Below are 23,496 nucleotides of genomic sequence, written 5' to 3'. Positions count from 1 at the left end.
GGTGCGTCTCCCGGCTCACCACCGGGAGGTGCTCCTAGAGCGTATCGTGATGGTGACGACAGTCAACAGGACGCGATAGGACTGGGGCATTCGGATGACCGGATTCGCGCTCGGGGCGGAAGAAGAGGAATGGTGCGGGCGGCTGCGCGCCCTGGCGGAGGAGCGGCTGAAGCCGCTCGCCGAGAAGGGCGAGCCCGGCCGGGTGAACCGGCCGCTGCTGGCGGCGCTCGGCGAACTGGGACTGCTGGAGCGGGTGTTCGCCTCCGGTGCGCTGGAGCTGTGCCTGCTGCGGGAGTCGCTCGCCTACGGTTGCACGGAGGCCGAGACCGCGCTCGCGCTCCAGGGGCTGGGCGGACACCCGGTACTGGCCTCGGGCAGTGCGGCGCAGCGCGAGCGGTGGCTGCCGGGGGTGCGGGAGGGCCGGCTGGTGGCGGCGTTCGCGCTGAGCGAGCCCGGCGCGGGATCGGACGCGGCGGCGCTGGCGCTGGAGGCCGCTCCGCACGGGGCGGGCTGGCGGCTCGGCGGGCAGAAGTGCTGGATCTCCAACGCCCCCGAGGCGGATTTCTACACCGTCTTCGCCCGGACGGGTGAGGCGGCGGGCGCGCGGGGGATCACCGCGTTCCTGGTTCCGGCCGACCGTCCCGGGCTGAGCGGCGAGGCCCTCGACATGCTCTCGCCGCATCCGATCGGCACGCTGTCCTTCGACGGGGTGCCGGTGGGCCCCGAGGACGTCCTGGGGGAGCCCGGGCAGGGGTTCCGGGTGGCGATGGGCACCCTGAACCTGTTCCGGCCGAGCGTGGGCGCCTTCGCGGTCGGCATGGCCCGCGCGGCCCTGGACGCGACGCTGGCCCACACCGCGGGCCGCACCGCCTTCGGCGGGGTGCTGGCCGACCTCCAGGCCGTCGCCCACCGGGTCGCGGAGATGGCCACGCGCACCGAGGCCGCCCGGTTGCTGGTGTACGCGGCGGCCGGCGCGTACGACGCCGGCTCCCCGGACGTCCCGAGGCGGGCGGCGATGGCCAAGCTGCTGGCCACCGAGACGGCCCAGTACGTCGTGGACCACGCCGTCCAGCTGCACGGGGCGGTCGCGCTGCGGCGCGGCCACCTGCTGGAGCACCTGTACCGGGAGGTGCGGGCGCCCAGGATCTACGAGGGGGCCAGCGAGGTGCAGCGCACCATCATCGCGAAGGAGCTCTACCGGGGGGCGGCGGCGCGATGAGCCTGGAGCGGATCAACCCCGGGGAGCTGTCCCCGGCGACGGGCTTCTCGCACGCCGTCACCGCGACCGGGGGGCGGCTGGTCTTCCTGGCGGGCCAGACCGCGCTGGACGGGGCCGGGAAGATCGTGGGGGAGAGCCTGCCCGAGCAGTTCGAGCGGGCTCTCGCCAATCTGCTGACCGCCCTCGCGGCGGCGGGCGGCGCCCCGGCCGACCTGGCGCGGGTGACGGTGTACGCGGTGGACGTGGAGGCCTACCGCGAGCACGCCGGCGAGCTGGGGCGGATCTGGCGCCGGCTGGCGGGGCGTGATTATCCGGCGATGGCCGTGGTCGGCGTGGTCCGCCTCTGGGACACGCGGGCCCTGCTCGAACTGGACGGCATCGCGGTCCTCCCGTAAGCCCCCTCGCGCGGTGGGCACTCCCCCCGGCTCCGCGGCCGGGGGGTGGAGCGGATCCGGTCAGGCGCCCGCCGCGTCCAGGAGGGTGCCCATCCACTCCTCGATGCCCGCGACCGTCCGCGGCAGCGCCCCCGACATGAGCCGCGCGCCGTCGGCGGTGATGACCAGGTCGTCCTCGATGCGCACGCTCACCCCGCGCAGCTCCGCCGGGAGCGTCTCGTCGTCCGGCTGGAGGTAGAGGCCCGGCTCGACGGTGAGGACCTGGCCCTCTTCCAGCGTGCCCTCCAGGTACGTCTCGGCCCGCGCCCGCGCGCAGTCGTGCACGTCCAGTCCGAGCATGTGCCCGCTGCTGCACAGTGTGTAGCGCCGGTGCAGGTCGCCCTCCGCGTGCTTGAGGATCCCCCACTCCGCGAGGCCCTCGGCGATGACCCGCATCCCGGCCCGGTGGAAGTCGCCGAAGCTCGCGCCGGGCCGCAGCGCCGCCATGCCCGCCTCCTGCGCGGCCAGCACCAGTTCGTAGACCTGCCGCTGCACCGGCGAGAACCGCCCCGACAGCGGGAGGGTGCGGGTGATGTCGGCGGTGTAGAGGGTGTCCGTTTCCACGCCCGCGTCCAGGAGCAGCAGTTCGTCCCGGTTCAGCCGGCCGTCGTTGTGGATCCAGTGCAGGACCCCGGCGTGGGCGCCGGACGCCGCGATCGTGTTGTAGCCGGTCCCGTTGCCCTCCGCCCGGGCGCGCAGGCCGAAGACCCCCTCGATCCAGCGTTCGCCGCGCGGGTGGGCGAGCGCCTGCGGCAGGGCCCGTACGACGTCCTCGAAACCGGCCGTCGTGTGGTCCACGGCCAGCTGGAGCTGGTCGACCTCCCACGCGTCCTTGATCAGGCGCAACTCGGAGAGCGCGGTGGCGAGTCCGGCGTCCGTGGCGGCATCGCGGGCGGGCGGTTCGCCGAGGGTGTCCAGGTGGGCGCAGCGGATCCCGGTGAGCCGTTCGGCCTCCGCCAGGTCGGGGCGGCGCCCCACCCAGAACTCGCCGTAGCGGCGGTCGCGGAAGAACTCCTCGTTGCCGTCCGCGCGGGAGGAGCGCGGCCTCAGGTACAGCACGGCCTCGTGGCCGTGCGGCCCGGACGGCTCCAGCGCCAGGACGTGACCCGCCTGGTCCTCGCCCGTCAGCCCGGTCAGCCACGCGTACGCGCTGTGCGGCCGGAAGCGGAAGTCGGCGTCGTTCGAGCGGACCATCAGCTCGCCGGCCGGGATCAGCAGCCGCTCGCCCGGGAAGCGGGCCGAGAGCCGGGCGCGGCGGGCCGGGGTGAGGGCGTACGCGGGGACGCGGGTGGTGGCGGGGAGCGGAGTGGCCGCCCAGTTCCCGGCCATGAAACGGGACAACTCCGCTGATACCGGCCGGTCATGACTGCCGATGTTGAGGCGGGAGGAGGTGTCGGTCACGGAGGCTCCCTCAAGAAGTACCGAACTGGTGGGCGCACAGGGCTTGTCAGTGCAATTTCACATTACTATGTTACAGCTCACACCGCGGCACGTTAATCCCCGTCAAACGCCGTGTGAAGCAGGGCAGTTCACGCACCACTTCCCCCACCTCCCTCCCAACAGGAGCATCTGGTGTCCCAGCACAGAGCCGTGCGTACGTCCCTCCTCTCCGCCGCCGTGGCGGTCACCCTCCTCGCCACCGCCGGCCAGGCCGTGACCCAGGCCGCCGAGCGGGGCACCCCGAGCGCCCAGGCCGGCGCCACCGTTCCCGGCGCCTTCACCGGCGGCGCCCCCGGCGCGACGGGCGCCGCCGCACCCAACCCCTTCGACGAGGTCGACCACCTCGCGGAAGCCAAGCCGCTCGCCCCCGCGCCCGCCCCGGCCCCCGGCGGCACCGGCGTCACCGACGGCAAAGTGCCCGGCGCCGCCCCCGCCCTCTCCGCGCCCGGCTCGGCCAGCGCCGCCGAACGCGCCGAGAAGAGCCGTACGGCGGCCTCCGCCCAGACCGCGCCCGTCGCGCGCGGCGTCGCCGGCGGCGTCCCCTGCACCCTCGACGGGATCACCGGCCTGTCACCGGAGCAGTTCGCCGACTTCCTCGCCGACCAGTCCGTCCTCGCCGACGGCTGTCTGCGGGGCCTCATCTGGACCTGGGACGCCCGCCTGGTGCCCGTCATGTCGGACGCCCACGTCCAGGCCGTCGCCCGCCGGATATCCAGCCTGGCCGCCGCGCACGACGGCCGTAACTCCTCCCACCTGGAGGAGATGTTCACCTACCTGCACGCGGTCGCCTACCACGACTTCTCGCACGACGAGATCGACGTCACCGACGCCCCGACCGTGGCCACGATCCGCAAGGCCATCGACGACTTCGGCGCCGCGGCCCACTCCTTCGACGTCACCCCGTCCAACGCCCGCACCCTGCGCGAGGCCCTGTACGCCGCGGGCCCGGGCCTGCGCCAGTACCAGCTCGGCCTCATCAAGAAGGTGCTGGCCACGATGGACCCGGCCCACCCGGCCACGTACGCCGACGCCGGCTGGGGCGGCGCCGCGCTCGCCGCGCTGTCCATCAACTACCTCGGCGTCTACCCGGGCAACCAGGACTCCGCCTTCCACGCGGCCGTCCTCGCCGACCCGGCCTACCGGCCGACCTTCAAGGCCTTCGCCGGCTACACCCACCTCAAGGGCACCGCCAACGCCTGGGTGTCCCGCGACGCGCTCGGCGAGTACGGCCGCTTCGGCCAGATCGAGGGCCTGCAGGACCAGATCGCCGCCGACCTCGGCGCCCTCCTGGAGCCGGTCAAGACCGCCTGGGGCAACGGCAGCGAGCAGTGGGCGAAGGTGGTCACCTGGCTGAACGTGTACGACGCCTGCGCGCCGTACCACGTGTGCAAGGAGGACATCGAGAAGCAGCTCTTCCCCTACACATACACCTACGACAACGGCGGCATCAAGGTCCGCACCGCCCTCGACCGGGCCACCGTCGACCAGCTCTACTACGCGAGCAAGCAGGTCAAGACGCAGTTCCACCGCGTCCTCGGCACCGACCAGCCGCTGGCCGGCGACGTCAACACCACGCTGAACATCGTGCTCTATGCCTCCCGCGCCGACTACGAGAACTACCACCCCCTCCTCACCGGCTACGGCACCAACAACGGCGGCATCTACATCGAGAACGGCGCCACCTTCTACACCTACCAGCGCCGCGTCCCCCAGGACTCCTCCCTCACCCTGGAAGAGCTCTTCCGCCACGAGTACACGCACTACCTCAACGGCCGCTTCGCCGTCCCCGGCCTCTTCGGCGAAGGCGCCTGGTACGAGGGCGACCGCACCACCGCCATGGACGAGGGCACCGCCGAGTTCTTCGACGGCGCCACCCGCGACAACGGAATCGCCGTCCGCAAGTCCCTGGTCCGCGGCATCATGAGCGACACCGCCGGCGGCGGCCCCCGGATGACCGTCCAGCAGCTGCTCAACGCCACGTACGACGGCGACGGATTCCGCTTCTACAACTACGCGGGAACCTTCTTCGAGTTCCTGTGGACCGAGAAGCCCTCCCTGCTGCGCGAGATGTACACCCACATCCGGGCCAACGACGTGGCGGGCTTCGACGCCTGGCGCAACCGGATGGGCTCCGACAGCTACCTCCAGCGCGACTACAACCGCTTCCTGGACGCGCAGATCGCCAAGGTGGACCAGCTCTACGTCCCCAACACCACCTTCACGGCCAACGACCAGCTGCGCGACTCCGCGCTCGCGTCGGTCAAGTCCGCCTTCGCGACGGCCACCTACAACGCCCCGGACTGCGTGGAGAACGGCGACCCCGGCAAGCGCCGCTTCACCTGTACCGGGCGGATCACCGCGAACCTGAAGAACTGGCGCAGCGACGACCAGAACTTCAAGGACATGTCCGAGACGGTCGACTACTTCATCCTCGACCGCACGGCCCCCGTCTCCAACAACCTCGCCGACATGAACTGCTCCTTCGGCCCGGTGGAGATCTGGACCAACAAGGTGGCGGGCACCTCCTCCTACAGCTGTGAAGGCCCGCTGCGCAGCTGATCCGCGGCCGGGCCGGTCCCGAACGCCCTCGGGGGGCGGGACCGGCCCGGCGCACCCCTCGGGCCCGCCTGGGCACCCACTGAAGAATGTGACATATTACTGCCGTGTCCCAGACCCACTCCCCGGACCTCGTGATCATCGGCGCCGGTGTCGTCGGAGCCGCCTGCGCCTACTACGCGAGCCGCGCCGGACTCTCCGTCGCGGTGGTCGACCGCGGCCCCGTGGCGGGCGGTACGACCGGTGCCGGGGAGGGCAACCTGCTCGTCTCCGACAAGGCGGCGGGCCCCGAACTCGACCTCGCGCTCCTGTCGGCCCGGCTCTGGCGGGACCTGGCCGCGATCCTCCCCCCGGAGACGGAGTACGAGCCCAAGGGTGGCCTGGTCGTCGCCCCGGACGAGACCACCCTCAAGGCCCTGCGCGCCTTCGCGGACGGCCAGCGCGCCGCCGGGGTCCTCGCCACCGAGGTCGGACCGGACGGACTGCGTGAACTGGAACCCCACCTGGCCCCGGGCCGGGCGGGCGGCTTCCACTACCCCCAGGACGCCCAGGTCCAGCCGGCCCAGGCGGCGGCCCGCCTGCTGGCCGCGTCCGGCGCCGCAGCCCACCTCGGCGAGGAGGTCACCGAGGTGCTGCTGCGCGGCGGCAGGGCCGTCGGCGTCCGCACCACCCGCCGTACCCTCCACGCCCCGGCAGTGCTCAACGCGGCGGGCACCTGGGGCGGCCACATCGCCTCCCTCGCCGGAACCACCCTGCCCGTCATGCCGAGGCGCGGCTTCGTCCTCGTCACCGAACCCCTGCCCCGGGTAGTCCGCCACAAGGTCTACGCCGCCGACTACATCGCCGACGTCGCCAGCGGCTCCGCCACCCTGCAGTCCTCGGCCGTGGTGGAGGGGACCCCGGCCGGGCCCGTCCTGATCGGCGCCACCCGCGAACGCGTCGGCTTCGACCGGAGCCTGTCCACCGAGGCCCTGCGCCGCCTGGCCGGCCAGGCCGCGGACCTGTTCCCCGTACTGGCCGACGTACGGGTCCTGCGCACCTACCACGGCTTCCGCCCCTACCTCCCCGACCACCTCCCGGCGATCGGCCCCGACCCCCGCGTCCCGGGCCTCCTGCACGCCTGCGGCCACGAGGGCGCGGGCATAGGCCTGGCCCCGGCAACGGCCGCCTTGATAGCGGCGTCCCTCACCGGCGTGGAACCGCCCACGGACCCCACCCCATTCCGGCCGGACCGCTTCGAAGGGTCCGGGTCCGGTGACGGGGCGGGGTGCCGTCCGGGATGTAAAACGTGATGTGTTGGCGCGAGGTGCCGCCCGCCAACTCTGCTCCGGACAGGGCGCCATAAATCATGCCTATCCCGGACGGCACCCCGCCCCGTCACCGGACCCCCGCAGCCCCCCGCTCAGCCCCAAGGAGACCCCTGATGCGCCGCAGCCCCCGCTCGCTGGTCGGCGGCACCCCGGCGGCCACCTTCCCGATCGGCTTCGACGGCCGCGACCTGCCCGCCCAGGAGGGCCAGAGCATCGCCGCCGTCCTCTGGGCCGCCGGGATCCTCGCCTGGCGCACCACCCGCGAGACCGGCGCCCCCCGAGGGGCGTTCTGCGGGATCGGCGCCTGCTACGACTGCCTCGTCACCGTCAACGGCCGCCCGAACCAACGCGCCTGCCTCGTCCCGGCCCGCCCCGGCGACACCGTCACCACCCAGGAGGGCACCGGACATGCCGACCTCACCGTCTGAGCACCCCGACGGGTACCCCGCCGGCCCGGCCGAACCCCCCGCCGGCCTCGCCATCGTCGGCGCCGGCCCCGCCGGCCTCGCCGCCGCCGTCACCGCGGCCCGGCTCGGCCTGCGCGTCACCCTCCTCGACTCCGGCGAGCGCCCCGGCGGCCAGTTCTACCGCCACCCCGCCCCCGGCCTCGGCGCCACCCGCCCCCAGGCCCTGCACCACGACTGGCGGGCCTTCGCCACCCGCGAAGCCGCCCTGCGCGCCCACGTGTCGGCGGGCCGGATCACGTACCTCCCCTTCCACCACGTCTGGACGGTGGTCCCGGACGGCGACGGCGGCTGGACCCTGCACGCCGTCGCGGGCCCGGAGGAGCGCGCGGCGAGCGTCGGAGCCCGGGCCGTCCTGCTCGCCACCGGGGCCTACGAGCGGCAACTGCCGTTCCCCGGCTGGACGCTGCCCGGGGTGATCGGCGCGGGCGGGGCGCAGGCCATGCTCAAGGGCGGCCTCGTCCTGCCCGGCCGCCGCGTCCTGGTCGCCGGGAGCGGGCCGCTGCTGCTCGCGGTGGCCGGCTCCCTCGCGGCGGCCGGAGCCACCGTCCCGGCCGTCGTCGAGGCCGCCTCGTACACGGCGTACGCACCCCAGGCCCCGGCCCTGCTGCGCAATCCGGCGAAGCTCGTCGAAGGCGCCGCGTACGGCAGCGCCCTGTTGCGCCACGGCATCCGGCTGCTGACCCGGCAGGCCGTGACGGAGGCCCACGGGCGCGGCCGCGTCGAGGCCGTCACCGTCGCCCGCCTCGACCGGGACTGGCGCCCGCTGCCCGGCACCGCCCGCCGGATCCCCTGCGACGCCCTCGCGGTGGGCCACGGGCTCGTGCCGCAGCTGGAACTGGCCACCGCCCTCGGCTGCGCCACCCTGCCCGCCCCGGACGGCACCGTCGCCCTGGAACTGGACGCGGGACAGCGCACCTCCGTACCCGGCGTCTGGTCGGCGGGCGAGACCGGCGGCATCGGCGGCGCCCAGCTGGCCCTGACCGAGGGCGAGATCGCCGCCCACGCGGTCGCCGGCGTACCGGTCCCGGCGTCCCTCGTCCGCGGCCGCGCCCGGCTGCGCGCCTTCGCCGGGGCGATGGGCGCCGCGCACCGCCCCGGCGCGGGGTGGACCGGCTGGCTGCCCGACGAGGCCGTCGTGTGCCGCTGCGAGGAGGTCCCGGCGGGCCGGATCCGCGAGGCCGTCGACGCACTCGGCGCGCGGGACGCCCGTACGGTCAAACTGCTCACCCGGGCCGGGATGGGCTGGTGCCAGGGCCGGATGTGCGGCCCGGCCGTCGCCGCCCTGGCCGGCGCGGAACCCGCGCCCGACCGGCGCCCCTTCTCGTGCCCGGTTCCCCTGCGCCACCTGGCGGCCCTCCCCGAGACCGCACCACCCGCCCCGCCGGCCCGCCCGGACACTGGCCCGGCCGGCGAACTTCCGCCCCCCGCCCGCTGATCCGCCCCGCCCGGCCCCTTGTGGCCGACTCACACCCACTAGTAAAATGTCACACACCACACTAGGGAGTTCCTCCATGAACCACGCGCCCACCCCCGCGCCCCGCCCCGACACCCGCACCCGCCCCTGGCACGGCATCATGGTCGCCACCGCCCTCCCGCTGCGCGAGGACCTCAGCATCGACCACGACGCCTACGCCGAGCACGTGGCCTGGCTGATCGCCGAGGGCTGCGACGGCGTGGTCCCGAACGGCTCCCTCGGCGAGTACCAGACCCTCACCGACGAGGAGCGCGCCCGCGTCGTGCGCACCGCCGTCGAGGCCGCCGGGGACGGCTCCCGCGTCATGCCCGGCGTCGCCGCGTACGGCAGCGCCGAGGCCCGTCGCTGGGCCGAGCAGGCCGCCGAGGCCGGGGCTGGCTCGGTCCTGCTGCTGCCCCCCAACGCCTTCCGTGCCGACGAGGCCACCGTCCGCGCCCACTACGCCGAGGCCGCCCGCGCCGGGCTGCCCGTCGTCGCGTACAACAACCCCATCGACACCAAGGTGGACCTGACCCCGCAGTTGCTCGCCCGGCTGCACGCCGACGGCAGCATCGTCGCCGTCAAGGAGTTCAGCGGCGACGTCCGCCGCGGTTACGAGATCGCCGAACTCGCCCCCGGCCTCGACCTGCTCATCGGCGCCGACGACGTCCTCCTCGAACTCGCCCTCGCCGGCGCGGTCGGCTGGATCGCCGGCTACCCCAACGCCCTGCCGCGCTCCTGCGCCACCCTCTACCGGGCGGCCGTCGCCGGTGACCTGGCGACCGCCCTGCCCCTGTACAAGTCCCTGCACCCGCTGCTGCGCTGGGACTCCAAGACCGAGTTCGTCCAGGCCATCAAGCTCTCCATGGACCTGGCCGGGCGCCCCGGCGGCGCCACCCGCCCGCCCCGCTTCCCGCTCACCGGCGAGACCGAGGCCGCCGTACGCGCCGCCACCGAGAAGGCCCTCGCCGAAGGCCTCAACTAGCCCCCAGGAGACCGAGACCCATGCGCACGCGCCACGTCTACCACGCGGTGGACTCGCACACCGAGGGCATGCCGACCCGGGTGATCACCGGAGGGATCGGGGTGATCCCCGGCGCCACCATGGCCGAGAAGCGGCTCCACTTCATCGCGCACATGGACCACGTCCGCACCCTGCTCATGTACGAACCCCGCGGCCACGCCGCCATGAGCGGCGCCATCCTCCAGCCGCCCACCCGGCCCGACGCCGACTTCGGGGTGCTCTACATCGAGGTCTCGGGCCTGCTGCCGATGTGCGGCCACGGCACGATCGGGGTGGCCACCGTCCTGGTGGAGACGGGCATGGTCCCGGTCACCGAGCCCGTCACCACGGTCCGGCTGGACACCCCGGCCGGGCTGGTCAGCGTCGACGTACGGGTGGAGGACGGCGCCGCCACCGCCGTCACCTTCACCAACGTCCCCGCCTTCAGCGTCGGCCTCGACCTCAAGGCGGAGGTGCCCGGCTTCGGCACGGTCACCTACGACCTCGCCTACGGCGGGAACTTCTACGCCTTCGTCGAACTGGACGCCCTCGGCCTGCCCTTCGACCGCTCCCGCAAGGAGGACCTGATCGCCGCGGGCCTCGCCGTCATGGACGCCGTCAACTCCGGCCCGGACCGCCCCGTCCACCCCGAGAACCCCTCGATCGCCGGGGTCAAGCACGTCTACCTCGCCGCCCCCGGCTCCGACGCCCGCCGCTCCCGGCACGCCATGGCCATCCACCCCGGCTGGTTCGACCGCTCGCCCTGCGGTACGGGGACCAGCGCGCGCATGGCCCAGCTGCACGCCCGCGGCCTGCTGGAGCTGGATGCCGACTTCGTCAACGAGTCCTTCATCGGCACCGAGTTCACCGGCCGGCTCACCGCCGCGACCACGGTCGGCGGCCGGCCGGCCGTGGTGCCCACCGTCACCGGACGGGCGTGGATCACCGGCACCGCCCAGTACTTCCTCGACCCGACCGACCCCTTCCCCGGAGGGTTCCTGCTGTGAGCGCCGTCCGCACCACCGACTACCACACGGCGGGGGAGCCCTTCCGGATCGTCGACCTCACGGACGGCGCCGCCTCCGGCGTCCCGGCGGCGCCCGGTGACACCGTCGCCGAGCGCTGTGCCACCGCCATCGGCCCCGGGGGTTCGGGGACCGCGCCGAGGCGGAGCGCGCTGGACGACGTACGGCGCCTGCTCGTGCGGGAGCCGCGCGGGCACGCCGGGATGTACGGGGGGTTCGTGGTCGCGCCGGACGACGACGGAGCCCACTTCGGGGTGCTGTTCTGGCACAAGGACGGGTACTCCACCGCCTGCGGCCACGGCACCATGGCGCTCGGGGCGTGGGCGGTGGACACCGGCCGGGTCCCGGCGCCGGCCGACGGGGACGTCCAGGTGCGCATCGACGTGCCGTCGGGCCGGGTCGCCGCCACCGTCCACCGCGACGGGGGCCGCACCACCGGGGTCACCTTCCGCAACGTCCCGGCCCGGGTGGCCGCCCGCAAGGTGCCGGTGGCCACCACCCTCGGCCTCGCGGAGGTGGACATCGCCCACGCCGGGGCCTGTTACGCCGCCGTCGCCGCCCGGGACCTCGGCCTGGAGGTCTCCCGCGCCGCGCTGCCCGCCCTGGTGCGGGCCGGTACGGAGATCCGCGCCGCGCTGGCCGCCCACCCCGCGACCTGGCACCCGGACGGGCCGCTGCTGTCCGGGGTGTACGGGGTCGTGCTGTACGAGGAGCTGCCCGACACCCCGTTCGGGCCGCACCAGCGCAACGTCACCGTCTTCGCGGACGGGCAGACCGACCGCAGCCCCTGCGGCTCCGGCACCTCGGCGCGGCTCGCCCTGCTGGCGGAGGACGGGCGGCTGGGGCCGGGGGAGGACCTGCTGCACGAGTCGGTGGTGGGCACGGTGTTCACCGGCCGGATCCTGGGCGGCGGGGTCACCGAGGTCACCGGCACCGCCTACCGCACCGGCGAGCACGCCTTCACCCTCGACCCCCACGACGCCCTCGGCACGGGCTTCCTCCTGTGACGCCCCACCCGACCCACCCCGAGCCCCCGACCCATCCCGGGCCACAGCCCGCCCCCGGCGAGTCGCCGAGAGTGGCCCCCGCCGCCGCCCTGCCCCAGCTCACCCCCGAGCAGACGGCCGGTCTGCTCACCCCCGCGCAGGCCGCCGACGCCCTGGCGGACGTGCTGCGCGCCGGCCTCGACCCCGAGTCCTGCCCCCAGCGCTCCGCCCTCCCCGTGCCCGGCGGCGGCGAACTGCTCCTGATGCCCGCCGCGACGTACGCGTACGCCGGAGTCAAGATCGCCGGAGTCGCCCCCGGCAACCCGGCCCGGGGCCTGCCCCGGATCACCGGGAGCTACCTGCTCCTCGACGGCCCGACCCTGACCCCGCTGGCCCTGCTCGACGGCGCGGCCCTGACCGCGCTGCGCACCCCGGCCGTCTCGGCGCTCGCCCTGCGCCACCTCGCGCCGCCCGGCCCGGCCGGCCGGCTGGTGCTGTTCGGCTCCGGCCCCCAGGCGTACGGGCACCTCGACGCGGTGCTCGCCGAGCGCCCGCCCGCCGAGACGCTGGTCGTGGCCCGCGACCCCGAGCGGGCGGAGCGGCTGGCGGCGTACGCGCGTGCCCGCGGCCTCGCGGCCCGTACCGGCGCCCCGGCCGATGTGGCCGGCGCGGACCTGGTCGTCTGCTGCACCACCGCCCGCACTCCCCTCTTCGACGGCACGCTGGTGGCGCCGGGGACCCTGGTGATCGCCGTCGGCTCGCACGAGCCGGAGGCCCGTGAGACCGATACGGCCCTCGTGCGACGGGCGGCCGTGTACGTGGAGTCGCGCGCGGCGGCGCTGCGCGAGGCGGGAGACCTGCTGGTCCCGGAGGCGGAGGGGGCGATCGGAGCCGGTCATATCAGCGGAACGCTCGCCGACCTGGTCTGCGGCCGGATTCCGCGGGGAGGCCGGCCGAGTTGTCCACAGCTCTTCAAGAGCGTGGGCATGGCCTGGGAGGATCTCGCCGTGGCGGTCGCGCTGTTCAGGGCCGCTGGGGCGAGCAGCGAAACGTGACATTGTACGCTGTTCCTCTGCTCGTCGGCAGCGTCGGGTGTCTCGGAGGAAAAGCAATGGGTGACCTGAAACAGCACAGCCTCATCAAGGCCCAGGAACGGCTCCGCGACCAGGTCGGCCACGCCCTGAGGGCAGCCCTCATCGCCGGTGAACTGCGCCCCGGGAGCGTCTACTCCGCCCCCGGCCTCGCCTCCGAACTCGGCGTCTCCGCCACGCCCGTGCGCGAGGCCATGCTCGACCTCGCCCGCGAGGGCCTGGTCGAGCCGGTCCGCAACAAGGGCTTCCGGATCACCGAGGTCAGCGAGCGCGACCTCGACCAGTACACCGAACTGCGCACGATGATCGAGGTCCCGACGGTCGGCCGGATCACGAAGATCGCCACGGCCGAGCAGCTGGAGGCGCTGCGCCCCGTCGCCGAGGAGATCGTCACCAGCGCCCGCGAGCACAACCTCATCGGGTACCTGGAGGCCGACCGCCGCTTCCACCTGGGCCTGCTCGCCCTCTCCGGCAACGACCGGCTGGTCGAGACCGTCGGCGATCTGCGCAAGCGCTCCCGCCTGTACGGGCTGACGGGCCTGGACGAGGCCGGCAAGCTGGTCTCCTCCGCCGAGGAGCACATCGAGCTCCTCGATCTGATGCTCACCGGGGACGCCGACGCCGCCGAGGCCTGTATGCAGCGCCACCTCGGCCACGTCCGCTCGCTCTGGGCGCAGGGCCGCGACGAGCCGGTCGGCCGCACCCCGGGCGGCCTCGGCTCCGGCGTCTAAACGTCCGTCCCCTCCGCCTCCCCGAGCAACCGGGCGGCCCGGCCCACGCGGCCGCGGCCGCCCAACGGCGTGGTGGGGGACGGTATTTGGACACGGCTGGATAACGGCACCGCCAACCCCTTGTCAGTACAATTTCACATTACTATGTTACCGGTCACACCCTAAAGCGCGGCCCTTCACTGGAGTGACCCATGACCAAGCGCACCCAACTCGCCCTCGCCACCGCCGTGGTGGCCGCTCTCGCACTCGGTGCCTCGGGCTGCTCCGACCCCAAGAAGACCGCGAACGCCGGGAATCCCTCGGCGGCCAACCCGGCCGCCGCCAACGACGGCAAGGTCCTCGGCGGCACCCCCGTCAAGGGCGGCACCCTCACCGTCCTGTCGAACCAGGACTTCTCCCACCTGGACCCGGCCCGCAACTGGGTGATGCCGACGATGGACTTCGGGACCCGGCTCCTCTACCGCACGCTCGTCACCTTCAAGGCAGAGCCCGGCAAGGCCGGCAGCGAGCTGATCCCCGACCTCGCCACCGACCTCGGCACCCCCTCCGACGGCGGCAAGACCTGGACCTTCACCCTCAAGGAGGGCGTGAAGTACGAGGACGGCTCGCCCATCAAGGCGCAGGACATCAAGTACAACGTCGAGCGCTCCTTCGCCCCCGACCTGACCGGCGGCCCCGACTACGCCGCCCAGTACCTGGCCGGCACCGAGGGTTACAAGGGCCCCCTGGACGGCAAGCACCTCGACTCCGTCAAGACCCCCGACGACCGCACGATCGTCTTCCAGCTCAAGCGCCCCGTCGCCGAGTTCTCCGCGACCGCCACCCTGCCCACCTTCGCGCCCGTCCCGCAGTCCCAGGAGAAGGGCACCCAGTACGACGCCCGCCCGTTCTCCTCCGGCCCGTACAAGATCGAGACGTACGACCGGGACAAGAAGCTCGTCCTCGTCCGCAACGAGCACTGGGACCCGAAGACCGACACCGTCCGCAAGGCCTACCCGGACAAGTTCGTCGTGGTCATGGGCCTCAAGGGGGGCCAGATCGACGACCGCATCATCGCCGGGGAGGGCGCCGACGCCTCCACCGTCGAGTACGCCGACATGCGGCCCGAGAGCGCCCCGAAGGTGCTGCCCAAGCCCGACGTCAAGTCCCGCCTGCTCGCCGAGTCGCAGGGCTGCACCGAGATGCTCTTCCTCAACAACTCCCGCGCCCCCTTCAACGACCCCAAGGTCCGCGAGGCCATGCAGTACGCGGTCGACAAGGAGGCCGTGATCACCGCGGGCGGCGGCCCGGCCCTCAACGAGGTCGCCACCGCCTACCTGCCCCCGGCCCTCTCCGGCGGCAAGCAGGCCGACACCCTGAAGATCGCCCCCGCGGGCGACCCGGCCAAGGCGAAGGACCTCCTCAAGGCCGCCGGCAAGGAGGCCCTCAAGGTCTCCCTCTCCGTCTCCACCGGCGACAAGGGCAAGGCCGAGGCCATCCAGCAGGGCCTCGCCCGGGCCGGCGTCCAGGTCGTCATCGACACCGTCGACCCCGGCGCGTACTACGACGTCATCGGCGACCTCTCCACCACCCCCGACATGACGCTCAACGGCTGGTGCCCCGACTACCCCTCCGGCTCCACCTGGATCCCCTTCGTCTTCGACGGACGCACCATCAAGGACAAGGGCAACCAGGGCAACTACTCCCAGTTCCGCGACGACGCCACCATGAAGCGGATCGACGAGATCAACGCCATGGCCGACGCCCAGCAGGCCAAACAGGCCTGGATCGACCTCGACGCCGAGATCATGAAGAAGTCCCCGTCCGTGCCGCTGCTGCTGGAGCGCAAGCCGCTGCTCGTCGGCCCCAACATCGCGGGCGCCTACGGCCACCCGGTCTGGACCGGCACCATCGACTACGGGACCGTCGGCCTCAAGGACCCCTCGAAGAGCCAGGGCTGAGGAGGGCCGGATCCGAAGGGTTCCCCACACCATGACCACCATCGCACCGGGCGGCACCGGACCCGGCGCCCCCGGACCGGCCGCCGGCCGCCCCACCGCCCCGGAAAGGGCGGGCGCACCGGCGAAGGACGTGCCGCCCGGCAGCAGCCCCTGGCAGCTCGCCCGGCGCGAACTGCGCCGCCGTCCCGCCGTCCGCGTCAGCCTCTGCGTCGTCCTGCTCTTCGTCGTGATGGCGCTGGGCGCGCCCTGGCTGGGCGCGCTCGGCGGCTGGTCCCCGGACGCGTTCGACAAGGCCGCCGTCGACCCCTACCTCGGCGGGCAGCCCCTCGGCTCCTTCGGCGGGATCAGTCCCGAGCACTGGCTCGGCGTCGAACCCGTCACCGGCCGCGACCTGTTCGCCCGCGTCGTCCACGGCGCCCAGGTCTCCCTCATGATCGCCTTCGCCGCCACCGCCATCGTCGTCCTCGCGGGCACCGCCGCCGGCATCGCGGCCGGCTACTTCGGCGGGCGCACCGACGCCGTCCTGTCCCGGCTCATGGACCTCACGATGTCCTTCCCCTCGCTGATCTTCATGATCGCGATGCTGTCGGTGGCCAAGGACGTCAACCGGATCGTCCTGATGACCGCCGTCATCGGCCTCTTCGGCTGGCCGGGCGTCGCCCGCGTCGTCCGCGGCCAGACCCTCTCCCTCAAACACCGCGAGTACGTCGACGCCGCCCGCGTCGGCGGCGCCGGCTCCTGGCGGATCCTCACCCGCGACATCCTGCCCGGCGTCGCCGGCCCGGTCATCGCCTACACCACCCTCCTCATCCCCGGCATGATCAGCACCGAGGCCGCCCTCAGCTACCTCGGCGTGGGCGTGCGTCCGCCCACCCCCTCCTGGGGCCAGATGATCGCCGAGTCCGTGGCCTTCTACGAGACCGACCCCATGTACTTCGTCATCCCGAGCGTCTTCCTCTTCCTCGCCGTCCTCGCCTTCACCCTCCTCGGAGACGCCCTGCGCGACATCCTCGACCCGAGGGGCGGCCGTACGTGATCCTCTACCTCCTGCGCCGCCTGTTCGCCCTCGCCGGCGTCCTCCTGGCCATCACCGCCGTCACCTTCCTCATCTTCTACGTCCTGCCCACCGACCCGGCCGCCGCGGCCTGCGGCAAGACGTGCAGCGCCGAACGGCTGGCCGACGTACGGGACTACCTCGGCCTCGACCAGCCCCTCTGGAAGCAGTTCGCCGACTTCCTCTCCGGCATCTTCACCGGACGCACCCTCGGCAGCGGCCAGTACGCCGTCCAGTGCGACTTCCCCTGCCTGGGCTACTCGTACGAGGACGCCCTGCCCGTGTGGGACCTCCTCATGGACCGGCTCCCCGTCTCCGCCTCCCTCGCGGTCGGCGCCGCCGTGCTGTGGCTGCTGCTCGGCCTCGGCGCCGGGGTCACCGCCGCCCTGCGCAAGGACACCGCCACCGACAAGGCCCTGATGGTCGGCGCCGTCGCCGCCGCCTCGCTGCCCGTCTACTTCACCTCCGTGATGCTGATCTACGGAGTCATCCGCGTCGCGGGCCTCCTGCCCTACCCCGCCTACCGGGCCCTGACCGACGACCCGCTCGGCTGGGCCTCCAACCTGCTGCTCCCGTGGACCGCCCTCGCCCTGCTCTACGCCGCCATGTACGCGCGCCAGAGCCGCGGTTCGATGATCGAGGCGATGGCCGAGCCGTACATCCGCACCGCCCGCGCCAAGGGCATGCCCGAGCGCACCGTCGTGATCAAACACGGGCTGCGCTCCGGGATGACCCCGATCCTCACGATCTTCGGCATCGACCTCGGCGGTCTGCTCGCCGGAGCCGTGATCACCGAGTCGATCTTCGGACTGCCCGGCATCGGCCGGCTGTTCTACGGCGCGCTCGTCAGCTCCGACCAGCCCGTGGTCCTCGGGGTCACCCTGCTCGCCGCCTTCTTCATCGTCGTCGCGAACCTCGTCGTCGACCTCCTGTACGCCGTCGTCGACCCGAGGGTGAGGTACTGATGGCCACCGCGCCACCCCTGCTCGAAGTACGCGACCTGCGCGTCACGTTCACCACGCCGCGCGGCTCCGTACGCGCCGTCGACTCCCTCGGCTTCACCGTCGAGGCCGGCCGCACCCTCGGCATCGTCGGCGAGTCCGGCTCCGGCAAGTCCGTCACCTCGCTCGCCGTCATGGGCCTGCACCGGGGCGGCGCCGAGGTCACCGGCTCCGTCGCCCTCGCCGGACGGGAACTCACCGGGCTCTCCGAGAAGGAGCTGTCCTCGGTGCGCGGCCGGAAGATGGCGATGATCTTCCAGGACCCGCTGTCCAGCCTGCACCCCTATTACACCGTCGGCGAGCAGATCGCCGAGCACTTCCGGGTCCACTTCCGGGCCGGGCGCTCCGCCGCGCGCAAGCGGGCGGTCGACATGCTCGGCGAGGTCGGCATCCCGGAACCGGCCCGCCGCGCGGGGGAGTACCCGCACCAGTTCTCCGGGGGCATGCGCCAGCGCGCGATGATCGCCATGGCCCTGGCCTGCGAGCCCGACCTGCTCATCGCCGACGAGCCGACCACCGCCCTCGACGTCACCGTCCAGGCGCAGATCCTGGAGCTGATCGCCCGCCTCCAGCAGGAGCGCGGCCTCGGCGTCGTGATGATCACCCACGACCTCGGAGTGGTGGCCCGCGTCGCCCACGAGGTGCTCGTCATGTACGGCGGCCGCGCCGCCGAACAAGCCACCGCCGACGACCTGTTCGCGGAGCCCGCGCACCCCTACACGCGCGGCCTGCTCGACTCCCTGCCCCGTCTGGACACCGCCGACGATCTCCCCCTGCCCTCCATCCCCGGCTCCCCGCCCTCCCTGCTGGAGCCCGCCCCCGGCTGCGCCTTCGCGCCCCGCTGCGTGCGGGCCGCCGCCCGCTGCACGCACGAGCGGCCGGCGTTCGAGCCGTACGGGGACGGGCCCGGGCGGGCCGTGGCCTGCCACTTCGCGGGAGCCCCGCAGCCCGAGGAGGCGGCCCGATGACCGCGACCGACACCGGCCGGCCCCTGCTCTCCGTACGCGACCTGACCATGACCTTCCCCGGCCGGCGCTCGCTCACCGGCCGCCGCGGGGCGCCCGTCCGGGCGGTCGACGGGATCTCCTTCGACCTCGCCCCCGGCCGCACCCTCGGCCTGGTGGGGGAGTCGGGCTGCGGCAAGTCCACCACCGGACGGATGCTGGTCCGCCTCCTGGAACCCACTTCCGGCACCGTCACCTTCGACGGCAAGGACATCAGCCGGCTCTCCCAGGGCGCCCTGCGGCCGGTCCGCAAGCACATCCAGATGGTCTTCCAGGACCCGCACTCCTCCCTCAACCCCCGCCAGACCGTGGCCCGGATCATCTCCGACCCGCTGCTGGTCCAGGGCTGGAGCGCGGGCGACGCCCGCCGCCGGGCGGCCGAGCTGATGGAGCTCACCGGCCTGATCCCCGAGCACATCGACCGTTACCCGCACGAGTTCTCCGGCGGCCAGGCCCAGCGCATCGGCATCGCCCGCTCCCTGGCCACCAACCCGCGACTGGTCATCGCCGACGAACCGGTCTCCGCGCTCGACGTCTCCGTCCAGGCGCAGATCGTCAACCTGATGGAACGGCTGCGCGCCGAACTGGGCCTCGCGTACGTGTTCATCGCGCACGACCTCTCGGTCGTCAAACGGGTCAGCGACCGGGTCGCCGTCATGTACCTCGGCCGGATCGTCGAGATCGGTGACAAGAAGGCCCTGTACGAGAACCCGCAGCATCCCTACACCCGGGCCCTGCTCTCGGCCGTCCCTCTCCCCGACCCTGCGGCGGAACGCCGCCGCGAGCGGATCGTCCTCCTCGGCGACCCCCCGAGCCCCGCCGCCCCGCCCCCGGGCTGCACCTTCCACCCCCGCTGCCCGAAGGCCCAGCCGGTCTGCCGCACGGAACGCCCCTTGCTGCAGCTCACCGCCGCCCGAGAGGTGGCCTGCCACTTCCCGGGTGACTGACGGGGATCACGGGAAGAAGGAGGGCCCCGCGGCCGACGAAGCCCGCGGGGTCCTTCCGCGTACCGGCTCGCTAGCCCAGCTCGCGGCGGAAGAAGGCGAGTTCCTGGGCCATGACCTTCTCGCGGGTGCCGTGCGGGGTCATGTGGGTGGTGCCGGGGAGGGGCAGGACCTGGTGGGGGCGGGACGCGTCGGTGAGGGCCTGGGACAGGCGCAGGGTGTGGGAGGGGTGCACGTTGTCGTCGGCCAGGCCCGTGATCAGGAGCAGCGGGCGGGTCAGCTTCGGGGCGTCGGGGATCAGGGAGTCCCGCTCGTAGACCTCGGGGTGGTCCTGCGGGAGACCCAGGTACCGCTCCGTGTACGCCGTGTCGTAGTGCCGGAAGTCCGTCGGCGCGGCCCCCGCGGCCGCCGCGTGGAAGACGTCGGGGCGGCGCAGGACGGCCATCGCCGCCAGGTAGCCGCCGTAGGACCAGCCGCGGACGCCGACCCGGCCGAGGTCGAGGTCGCCATGGCGCTCGCCCAGTGCGCGCAGGGCGGCGACCTGGTCCTCCAGGGTGACGTCCGAGAAGCCCCGGTACATGGCGTGGGTGAAGGCGGGCGAGACGTACGGGGTGCCGCGGTTGTCGACGGTGACCACGGCGAAGCCCTGGTCGGCCCACCACTGCCGGGCCTGCCAGCGGCGCGGCTCGGCGCAGACGTCCTGGAAGCCGGGGCCGCCGTAGCCGTCCACCAGGACGGGCAGCCGCCGGCCGGGGACGTGCCCGCGCGGCAGGACGAGGGCGGTGGGCAGCCCGTGCTCGGTGACCCGCTCCAGCACGGGCACCACCCGGTACGGCAGCGGCGCGGACAGGTCGGCGGGGGTCCAGGCGCGCCCGTCGGCGGTGCGTACCGTACGCCGGTACCCGTCCACGTCGGCGGAGGTCAGCAGCAGCGCCCCGGCGGCGGCCTGGACGGAGTGCACCCCGGGCCCGTCGGCGAGGGCGGTCAGCTCGCCCGTGCCGGGGTCCAGCAGCAGCACCTGCTGTTCGGCGGGGTCGCGCAGCCCGGCCTCGATCAGCAGCCGGCCGTCGTACAGGCCGGCCACGCGGCGGACCTGTATCGCGTCGCCGGTCAGCGGCTTCCCGTCGAGGGCGAGTCCGCGCGCGGCCCCGCCGGGGGTGTCGGCGGCGGTGAGCATCCGCCCGTCGGGCAGCCGCGCGGGAGTGCCGGGCAGCGGGTCCACCCACTGGGGGTGTTCGGTGCGCGACAGCTCCCGGGTGTGCCCGGTGGCCGGGTCGGCGGTGAGCAGCAGCACGCTGCGCTGGAGCCGGTCCTGGACGGTCAGCAGGATCTCGGTGTCCGACTCCCAGCCGGCCTCCGACACGTACGGATGGGCGGCGGCGTCCCAGTCGAGGCGTACGCGGCCACCGTCCGGGCGGAGCACCCACAGCTGGACGTCGGCGTTGGGCCCGCCGGCCTCGGGGTACGCGAAGTCCTCGGCGGGCCGCCCGGGGTGGGCGGGGTCCGCGAACCAGCGCCGCGGCAGGGCGCTCTCGTCGACGCGGGCGGCGAGCAGGGTCTGCCCGTCGGGGGACCACCAGTGGCCGCGGGCCCGCCCGAGTTCCTCGGCGGCGGCGAACTCGGCGACGCCCCAGCGGGCCCCGTCGTCGGGGCTGACCCGCCCGCCCGGGGCCACGTACAGGGCGTCGTCGGCGACGTACGCGGTGCGTGAGCCGTCGGCGTTGGGGCGCGGGTCCAGGACCGGGCCGGCGGCCGGGATCTCCTCGGGCTGCCCGGCCGCGTCGGCGCCGACGCCGTAGAGCCGCCCGTAGAGGGGGAAGACGGCGCGGCGGCCGTCGCCGGAGAGCGCGTACGAGCCGATCCCGGCGGCGACGAGCCGGATCCGCTCGCGCAGGCGCCGCTCGGCGACGGGCACCTCCCCGGGCTCGGCGCACAGGGCGCGGGGGTCGGCGAGCAGGGTTTCGCCGCCGGTGACGGTGTCGAGCACCCAGAGGCCCTCGTACGGGTCGCTGGGCCCGGTCGAGCGCAGGAACCACAGGAGGCGGCCGTCGTCGCCGAACGCGAAGGCGCGGGGCGCTCCGTGGGTGAAGCGGGCGGTGTCGGCGGAGAGGCTGAGGAAATCGTCCATGGGCCGAGTCTGTCATGTGAAATGTCACACGGTATAGACCGCGTTCAGGCGGGCTGCACTAGGCCATTCGAGTGGTGACCCTCGAAGTCCGGGCATAGCGTCGACTAATGGACCCGAACACACTGCCGACCAGCGACGGGACCGACGGCAAGGTCCGAGGGAGCGGAAACGGGCTGGCCCTGTTCGTGATCGCCTCCTGCCAGCTCATGGTCGTCCTCGACATCACCATCGTGAACATCGCCCTGCCACACATCCAGACCGCTCTCGGCTTCTCGACGGAGAGCCTGGCCTGGGTGGTCAACGCCTACACCCTCACCTTCGGCGGCCTGCTCCTCCTCGGCGGCCGTACCGGCGACATCCTCGGCAGACGGCGGGTCTTCATCTTCGGCGTCCTCCTCTTCGGCCTCGCCTCCCTCCTCGGCGGCCTCGCCCAGAACGACGGCCAGCTCCTGGCCGCCCGGGCCCTCCAGGGCGTCGGCGGCGCCATCGCCTCCCCGACCGCGCTCGCCCTGATCACCACCACCTTCCGCGAAGGCCCCGCCCGCAACCGGGCCTTCGGCGTGTTCGCGGCCGTCTCGGCCGCCGGCGGCGCGATCGGACTCCTGGCGGGCGGCATCCTCGTCGAATGGCTCGACTGGCGCTGGGTGTTCTTCGTCAACGTCCCCATCGCCCTGCTGATCGCCCTGGTCGCCTCGCGCGTCATCCGCGAATCCGCCCGCCACTCCGGGCACTTCGACGTCGCGGGAGCGCTGCTGTCCACCCTCGGCATGGTCTCCCTCGTCTACGGGTTCATCCGCGCGTCCCAGGAGGGCTGGCGCGACCCCTACACGATCGGCTCCTTCGCCGTCGCCGTCGTCCTGCTCACCCTGTTCGTCCTCAACGAGCGGCGCTCGCCCCAGCCGATCACCCCGCTGCACATGTTCGCCGACCGCAACCGGGCCGGCACCTACGGGATCATGCTCTTCCTGGCCTGCGCGATCTTCGGCATGTTCTTCTTCCTGACCCTCTTCGTGCAGAACGTCCTCGACTTCACCCCGATACGGGCCGGCCTGGCCTTCCTCCCCGTCAGCGTGATGATCGCGCTGGCCGCCGGCACCGCCTCGCAACTGCTGCCCCGGTTCGGGCCCAAACCCTTCATGGTCACCGGAGCGCTGTGCTGCGCGGCCGGGCTGGGATGGCTGACCCGGACCGACGTCCACTCCACGTACGCGGGCAGCATCCTCGGACCGATGCTGGTCTTCGGCACCGGCATGGGGCTCCAGTTCGTCTCGCTGACCCTGATGGCCCTGTCCCACGTGCCCGACCGCGAGTCCGGCGCCGCGTCCGGGCTGCTCAACACCATGCAGCAGGTGGGCGGTTCGCTCGGTCTGTCCATCCTGGTGACCGTCTTCGGCACGGCCAGCCGCGACGAGGCCAGGGCGCAGGCGCCGGACTTCCTGCGCACCGCCACCCCTGAGCAGAAACTCTCCTTCGTCCGCACCCGCCAGCTCCCGAAGCCCTGGGCCGACCAGGTCCTCACCTCCGGCGTGACCTCGGCCTTCGTGGCGGGCGCGCTCTTCACCCTGGTCGGTGCGGCGATCGCGCTCTTCGTCATCCAGGTGCGGCCCTCGGACCTCCAGCGGCTCCAGGGGAACCACGCCCCGGCGGCCGTGCGGGAGGAAACGGGCGGATAGGCTCGCAGATCACCGCCCGCCCGCCCGCTCATCCGGC

At 73.6% G+C, this 23,496-nt stretch carries 19 protein-coding genes; 17 read left to right on the top strand and 2 right to left on the bottom strand.

Going from position 1 to position 23,496, the window contains the following annotated elements:
• Nucleotides 1-94 precede the first annotated feature (94 nt).
• Entirely contained in the window at nucleotides 95-1,219 is a 1,125-nt protein-coding gene (locus ACZ6ZT_RS12535; RefSeq protein ID WP_469718601.1) for an acyl-CoA dehydrogenase family protein, read from the top strand.
• Complete coding sequence (locus tag ACZ6ZT_RS12530; protein ID WP_469718598.1) at nucleotides 1,216-1,614, top strand: RidA family protein; 399 nt, start codon at nucleotides 1,216-1,218, stop codon at nucleotides 1,612-1,614. Before ACZ6ZT_RS12535 ends, ACZ6ZT_RS12530 begins: the two co-directional genes overlap by 4 nt.
• 60 nt (nucleotides 1,615-1,674) lie before the next feature.
• Here ACZ6ZT_RS12530 and ACZ6ZT_RS12525 read toward each other — a convergent pair whose 3' ends face one another.
• On the bottom strand, nucleotides 1,675-3,054 hold the full coding sequence (locus ACZ6ZT_RS12525) for an aminopeptidase P family protein (RefSeq protein WP_469718596.1): 1,380 nt from the start codon (nucleotides 3,052-3,054) through the stop codon (nucleotides 1,675-1,677).
• 171 nt (nucleotides 3,055-3,225) lie between these two features.
• On the opposite strand from ACZ6ZT_RS12525, the gene ACZ6ZT_RS12520 reads away from it, so the two are divergent.
• The 14 genes from ACZ6ZT_RS12520 to ACZ6ZT_RS12455 all read left to right on the top strand — a co-directional run bounded on the left by ACZ6ZT_RS12520 (nucleotide 3,226) and on the right by ACZ6ZT_RS12455 (nucleotide 19,661).
• Nucleotides 3,226-5,652: a collagenase gene (locus tag ACZ6ZT_RS12520; RefSeq protein WP_469718593.1), complete on the top strand. Its 2,427-nt coding sequence runs from the start codon at nucleotides 3,226-3,228 to the stop codon at nucleotides 5,650-5,652.
• A 104-nt stretch (nucleotides 5,653-5,756) separates the two neighbouring features.
• Nucleotides 5,757-6,941, top strand: coding sequence for an NAD(P)/FAD-dependent oxidoreductase (locus tag ACZ6ZT_RS12515; protein WP_469718589.1), 1,185 nt, complete (start codon nucleotides 5,757-5,759; stop codon nucleotides 6,939-6,941).
• 131 nt (nucleotides 6,942-7,072) lie between these two features.
• Nucleotides 7,073-7,387 carry a (2Fe-2S)-binding protein gene (locus tag ACZ6ZT_RS12510; protein ID WP_469718584.1) on the top strand — a complete coding sequence of 105 codons (315 nt, stop codon included), beginning with the start codon at nucleotides 7,073-7,075 and terminating at the stop codon, nucleotides 7,385-7,387.
• Complete coding sequence (locus ACZ6ZT_RS12505) at nucleotides 7,368-8,861, top strand: FAD/NAD(P)-dependent oxidoreductase (RefSeq protein WP_469718581.1); 1,494 nt, start codon at nucleotides 7,368-7,370, stop codon at nucleotides 8,859-8,861. The genes ACZ6ZT_RS12510 and ACZ6ZT_RS12505 overlap by 20 nt, the downstream gene beginning before the upstream one ends.
• A 76-nt stretch (nucleotides 8,862-8,937) precedes the next feature.
• On the top strand, nucleotides 8,938-9,864 hold the full coding sequence (locus ACZ6ZT_RS12500; RefSeq protein ID WP_469718579.1) for a dihydrodipicolinate synthase family protein: 927 nt from the start codon (nucleotides 8,938-8,940) through the stop codon (nucleotides 9,862-9,864).
• A gap of 20 nt (nucleotides 9,865-9,884) precedes the next feature.
• Nucleotides 9,885-10,889, top strand: a complete 1,005-nt coding sequence (locus ACZ6ZT_RS12495; RefSeq protein ID WP_469718575.1) for a proline racemase family protein — start codon at nucleotides 9,885-9,887, stop codon at nucleotides 10,887-10,889.
• A complete protein-coding gene (locus ACZ6ZT_RS12490; RefSeq protein WP_469718573.1) occupies nucleotides 10,886-11,914 on the top strand; it encodes a proline racemase family protein in 1,029 nt (342 codons plus the stop codon). The genes ACZ6ZT_RS12495 and ACZ6ZT_RS12490 overlap by 4 nt, the downstream gene beginning before the upstream one ends.
• A 71-nt stretch (nucleotides 11,915-11,985) precedes the next feature.
• Nucleotides 11,986-12,948: an ornithine cyclodeaminase family protein gene (locus ACZ6ZT_RS12485; RefSeq protein WP_469718571.1), complete on the top strand. Its 963-nt coding sequence runs from the start codon at nucleotides 11,986-11,988 to the stop codon at nucleotides 12,946-12,948.
• A gap of 56 nt (nucleotides 12,949-13,004) precedes the next feature.
• Nucleotides 13,005-13,715 (top strand): GntR family transcriptional regulator, encoded by a 711-nt coding sequence (locus ACZ6ZT_RS12480; protein ID WP_469718569.1) that lies wholly within the window; start codon nucleotides 13,005-13,007, stop codon nucleotides 13,713-13,715.
• 191 nt (nucleotides 13,716-13,906) lie between these two features.
• Nucleotides 13,907-15,655 (top strand): ABC transporter substrate-binding protein, encoded by a 1,749-nt coding sequence (locus ACZ6ZT_RS12475; RefSeq protein ID WP_469718567.1) that lies wholly within the window; start codon nucleotides 13,907-13,909, stop codon nucleotides 15,653-15,655.
• A 31-nt stretch (nucleotides 15,656-15,686) separates the two neighbouring features.
• A complete protein-coding gene (locus tag ACZ6ZT_RS12470; RefSeq protein ID WP_469718565.1) occupies nucleotides 15,687-16,691 on the top strand; it encodes an ABC transporter permease in 1,005 nt (334 codons plus the stop codon).
• Nucleotides 16,688-17,674, top strand: a complete 987-nt coding sequence (locus ACZ6ZT_RS12465; protein WP_469718563.1) for an ABC transporter permease — start codon at nucleotides 16,688-16,690, stop codon at nucleotides 17,672-17,674. Before ACZ6ZT_RS12470 ends, ACZ6ZT_RS12465 begins: the two co-directional genes overlap by 4 nt.
• Nucleotides 17,674-18,678, top strand: a complete 1,005-nt coding sequence (locus tag ACZ6ZT_RS12460) for an ABC transporter ATP-binding protein (protein WP_469718560.1) — start codon at nucleotides 17,674-17,676, stop codon at nucleotides 18,676-18,678. The genes ACZ6ZT_RS12465 and ACZ6ZT_RS12460 overlap by 1 nt, the downstream gene beginning before the upstream one ends.
• The gene (locus tag ACZ6ZT_RS12455) at nucleotides 18,675-19,661 is read left to right on the top strand and encodes an ABC transporter ATP-binding protein (RefSeq protein ID WP_469718558.1); all 987 of its coding nucleotides are present in this window, start codon (nucleotides 18,675-18,677) and stop codon (nucleotides 19,659-19,661) included. Before ACZ6ZT_RS12460 ends, ACZ6ZT_RS12455 begins: the two co-directional genes overlap by 4 nt.
• A 70-nt stretch (nucleotides 19,662-19,731) precedes the next feature.
• Here ACZ6ZT_RS12455 and ACZ6ZT_RS12450 read toward each other — a convergent pair whose 3' ends face one another.
• Nucleotides 19,732-21,786 (bottom strand): S9 family peptidase, encoded by a 2,055-nt coding sequence (locus ACZ6ZT_RS12450; protein WP_469718556.1) that lies wholly within the window; start codon nucleotides 21,784-21,786, stop codon nucleotides 19,732-19,734.
• 107 nt (nucleotides 21,787-21,893) lie between these two features.
• On the opposite strand from ACZ6ZT_RS12450, the gene ACZ6ZT_RS12445 reads away from it, so the two are divergent.
• Nucleotides 21,894-23,459 carry an MFS transporter gene (locus ACZ6ZT_RS12445; protein ID WP_469718554.1) on the top strand — a complete coding sequence of 522 codons (1,566 nt, stop codon included), beginning with the start codon at nucleotides 21,894-21,896 and terminating at the stop codon, nucleotides 23,457-23,459.
• Nucleotides 23,460-23,496 lie beyond the last annotated feature (37 nt).

This window comes from Streptomyces sp. NPDC102258, from assembly GCF_055584685.1.
The sequence above is the reverse complement of the archived record's forward strand: the minus strand, read 5'-3'. Positions and strand labels throughout refer to the sequence as shown.

Bases quoted from the DNA above. Each gene is read 5' to 3' on its own strand.
- ACZ6ZT_RS12445 (WP_469718554.1), top strand. From the start codon at position 21,894: ATGGACCCGAACACACTGCCGACCAGCGACGGGACCGACGGCAAGGTC.
- ACZ6ZT_RS12510 (WP_469718584.1), top strand. From the start codon at position 7,073: ATGCGCCGCAGCCCCCGCTCGCTGGTCGGCGGCACCCCGGCGGCCACC.
- ACZ6ZT_RS12500 (WP_469718579.1), top strand. From the start codon at position 8,938: ATGAACCACGCGCCCACCCCCGCGCCCCGCCCCGACACCCGCACCCGC.
- ACZ6ZT_RS12480 (WP_469718569.1), top strand. From the start codon at position 13,005: ATGGGTGACCTGAAACAGCACAGCCTCATCAAGGCCCAGGAACGGCTC.
- ACZ6ZT_RS12475 (WP_469718567.1), top strand. From the start codon at position 13,907: ATGACCAAGCGCACCCAACTCGCCCTCGCCACCGCCGTGGTGGCCGCT.
- ACZ6ZT_RS12470 (WP_469718565.1), top strand. From the start codon at position 15,687: ATGACCACCATCGCACCGGGCGGCACCGGACCCGGCGCCCCCGGACCG.
- ACZ6ZT_RS12530 (WP_469718598.1), top strand. From the start codon at position 1,216: ATGAGCCTGGAGCGGATCAACCCCGGGGAGCTGTCCCCGGCGACGGGC.
- ACZ6ZT_RS12535 (WP_469718601.1), top strand. From the start codon at position 95: ATGACCGGATTCGCGCTCGGGGCGGAAGAAGAGGAATGGTGCGGGCGG.
- ACZ6ZT_RS12455 (WP_469718558.1), top strand. From the start codon at position 18,675: ATGACCGCGACCGACACCGGCCGGCCCCTGCTCTCCGTACGCGACCTG.
- ACZ6ZT_RS12450 (WP_469718556.1), bottom strand. From the start codon at position 21,786: ATGGACGATTTCCTCAGCCTCTCCGCCGACACCGCCCGCTTCACCCAC.
- ACZ6ZT_RS12460 (WP_469718560.1), top strand. From the start codon at position 17,674: ATGGCCACCGCGCCACCCCTGCTCGAAGTACGCGACCTGCGCGTCACG.
- ACZ6ZT_RS12495 (WP_469718575.1), top strand. From the start codon at position 9,885: ATGCGCACGCGCCACGTCTACCACGCGGTGGACTCGCACACCGAGGGC.
- ACZ6ZT_RS12505 (WP_469718581.1), top strand. From the start codon at position 7,368: ATGCCGACCTCACCGTCTGAGCACCCCGACGGGTACCCCGCCGGCCCG.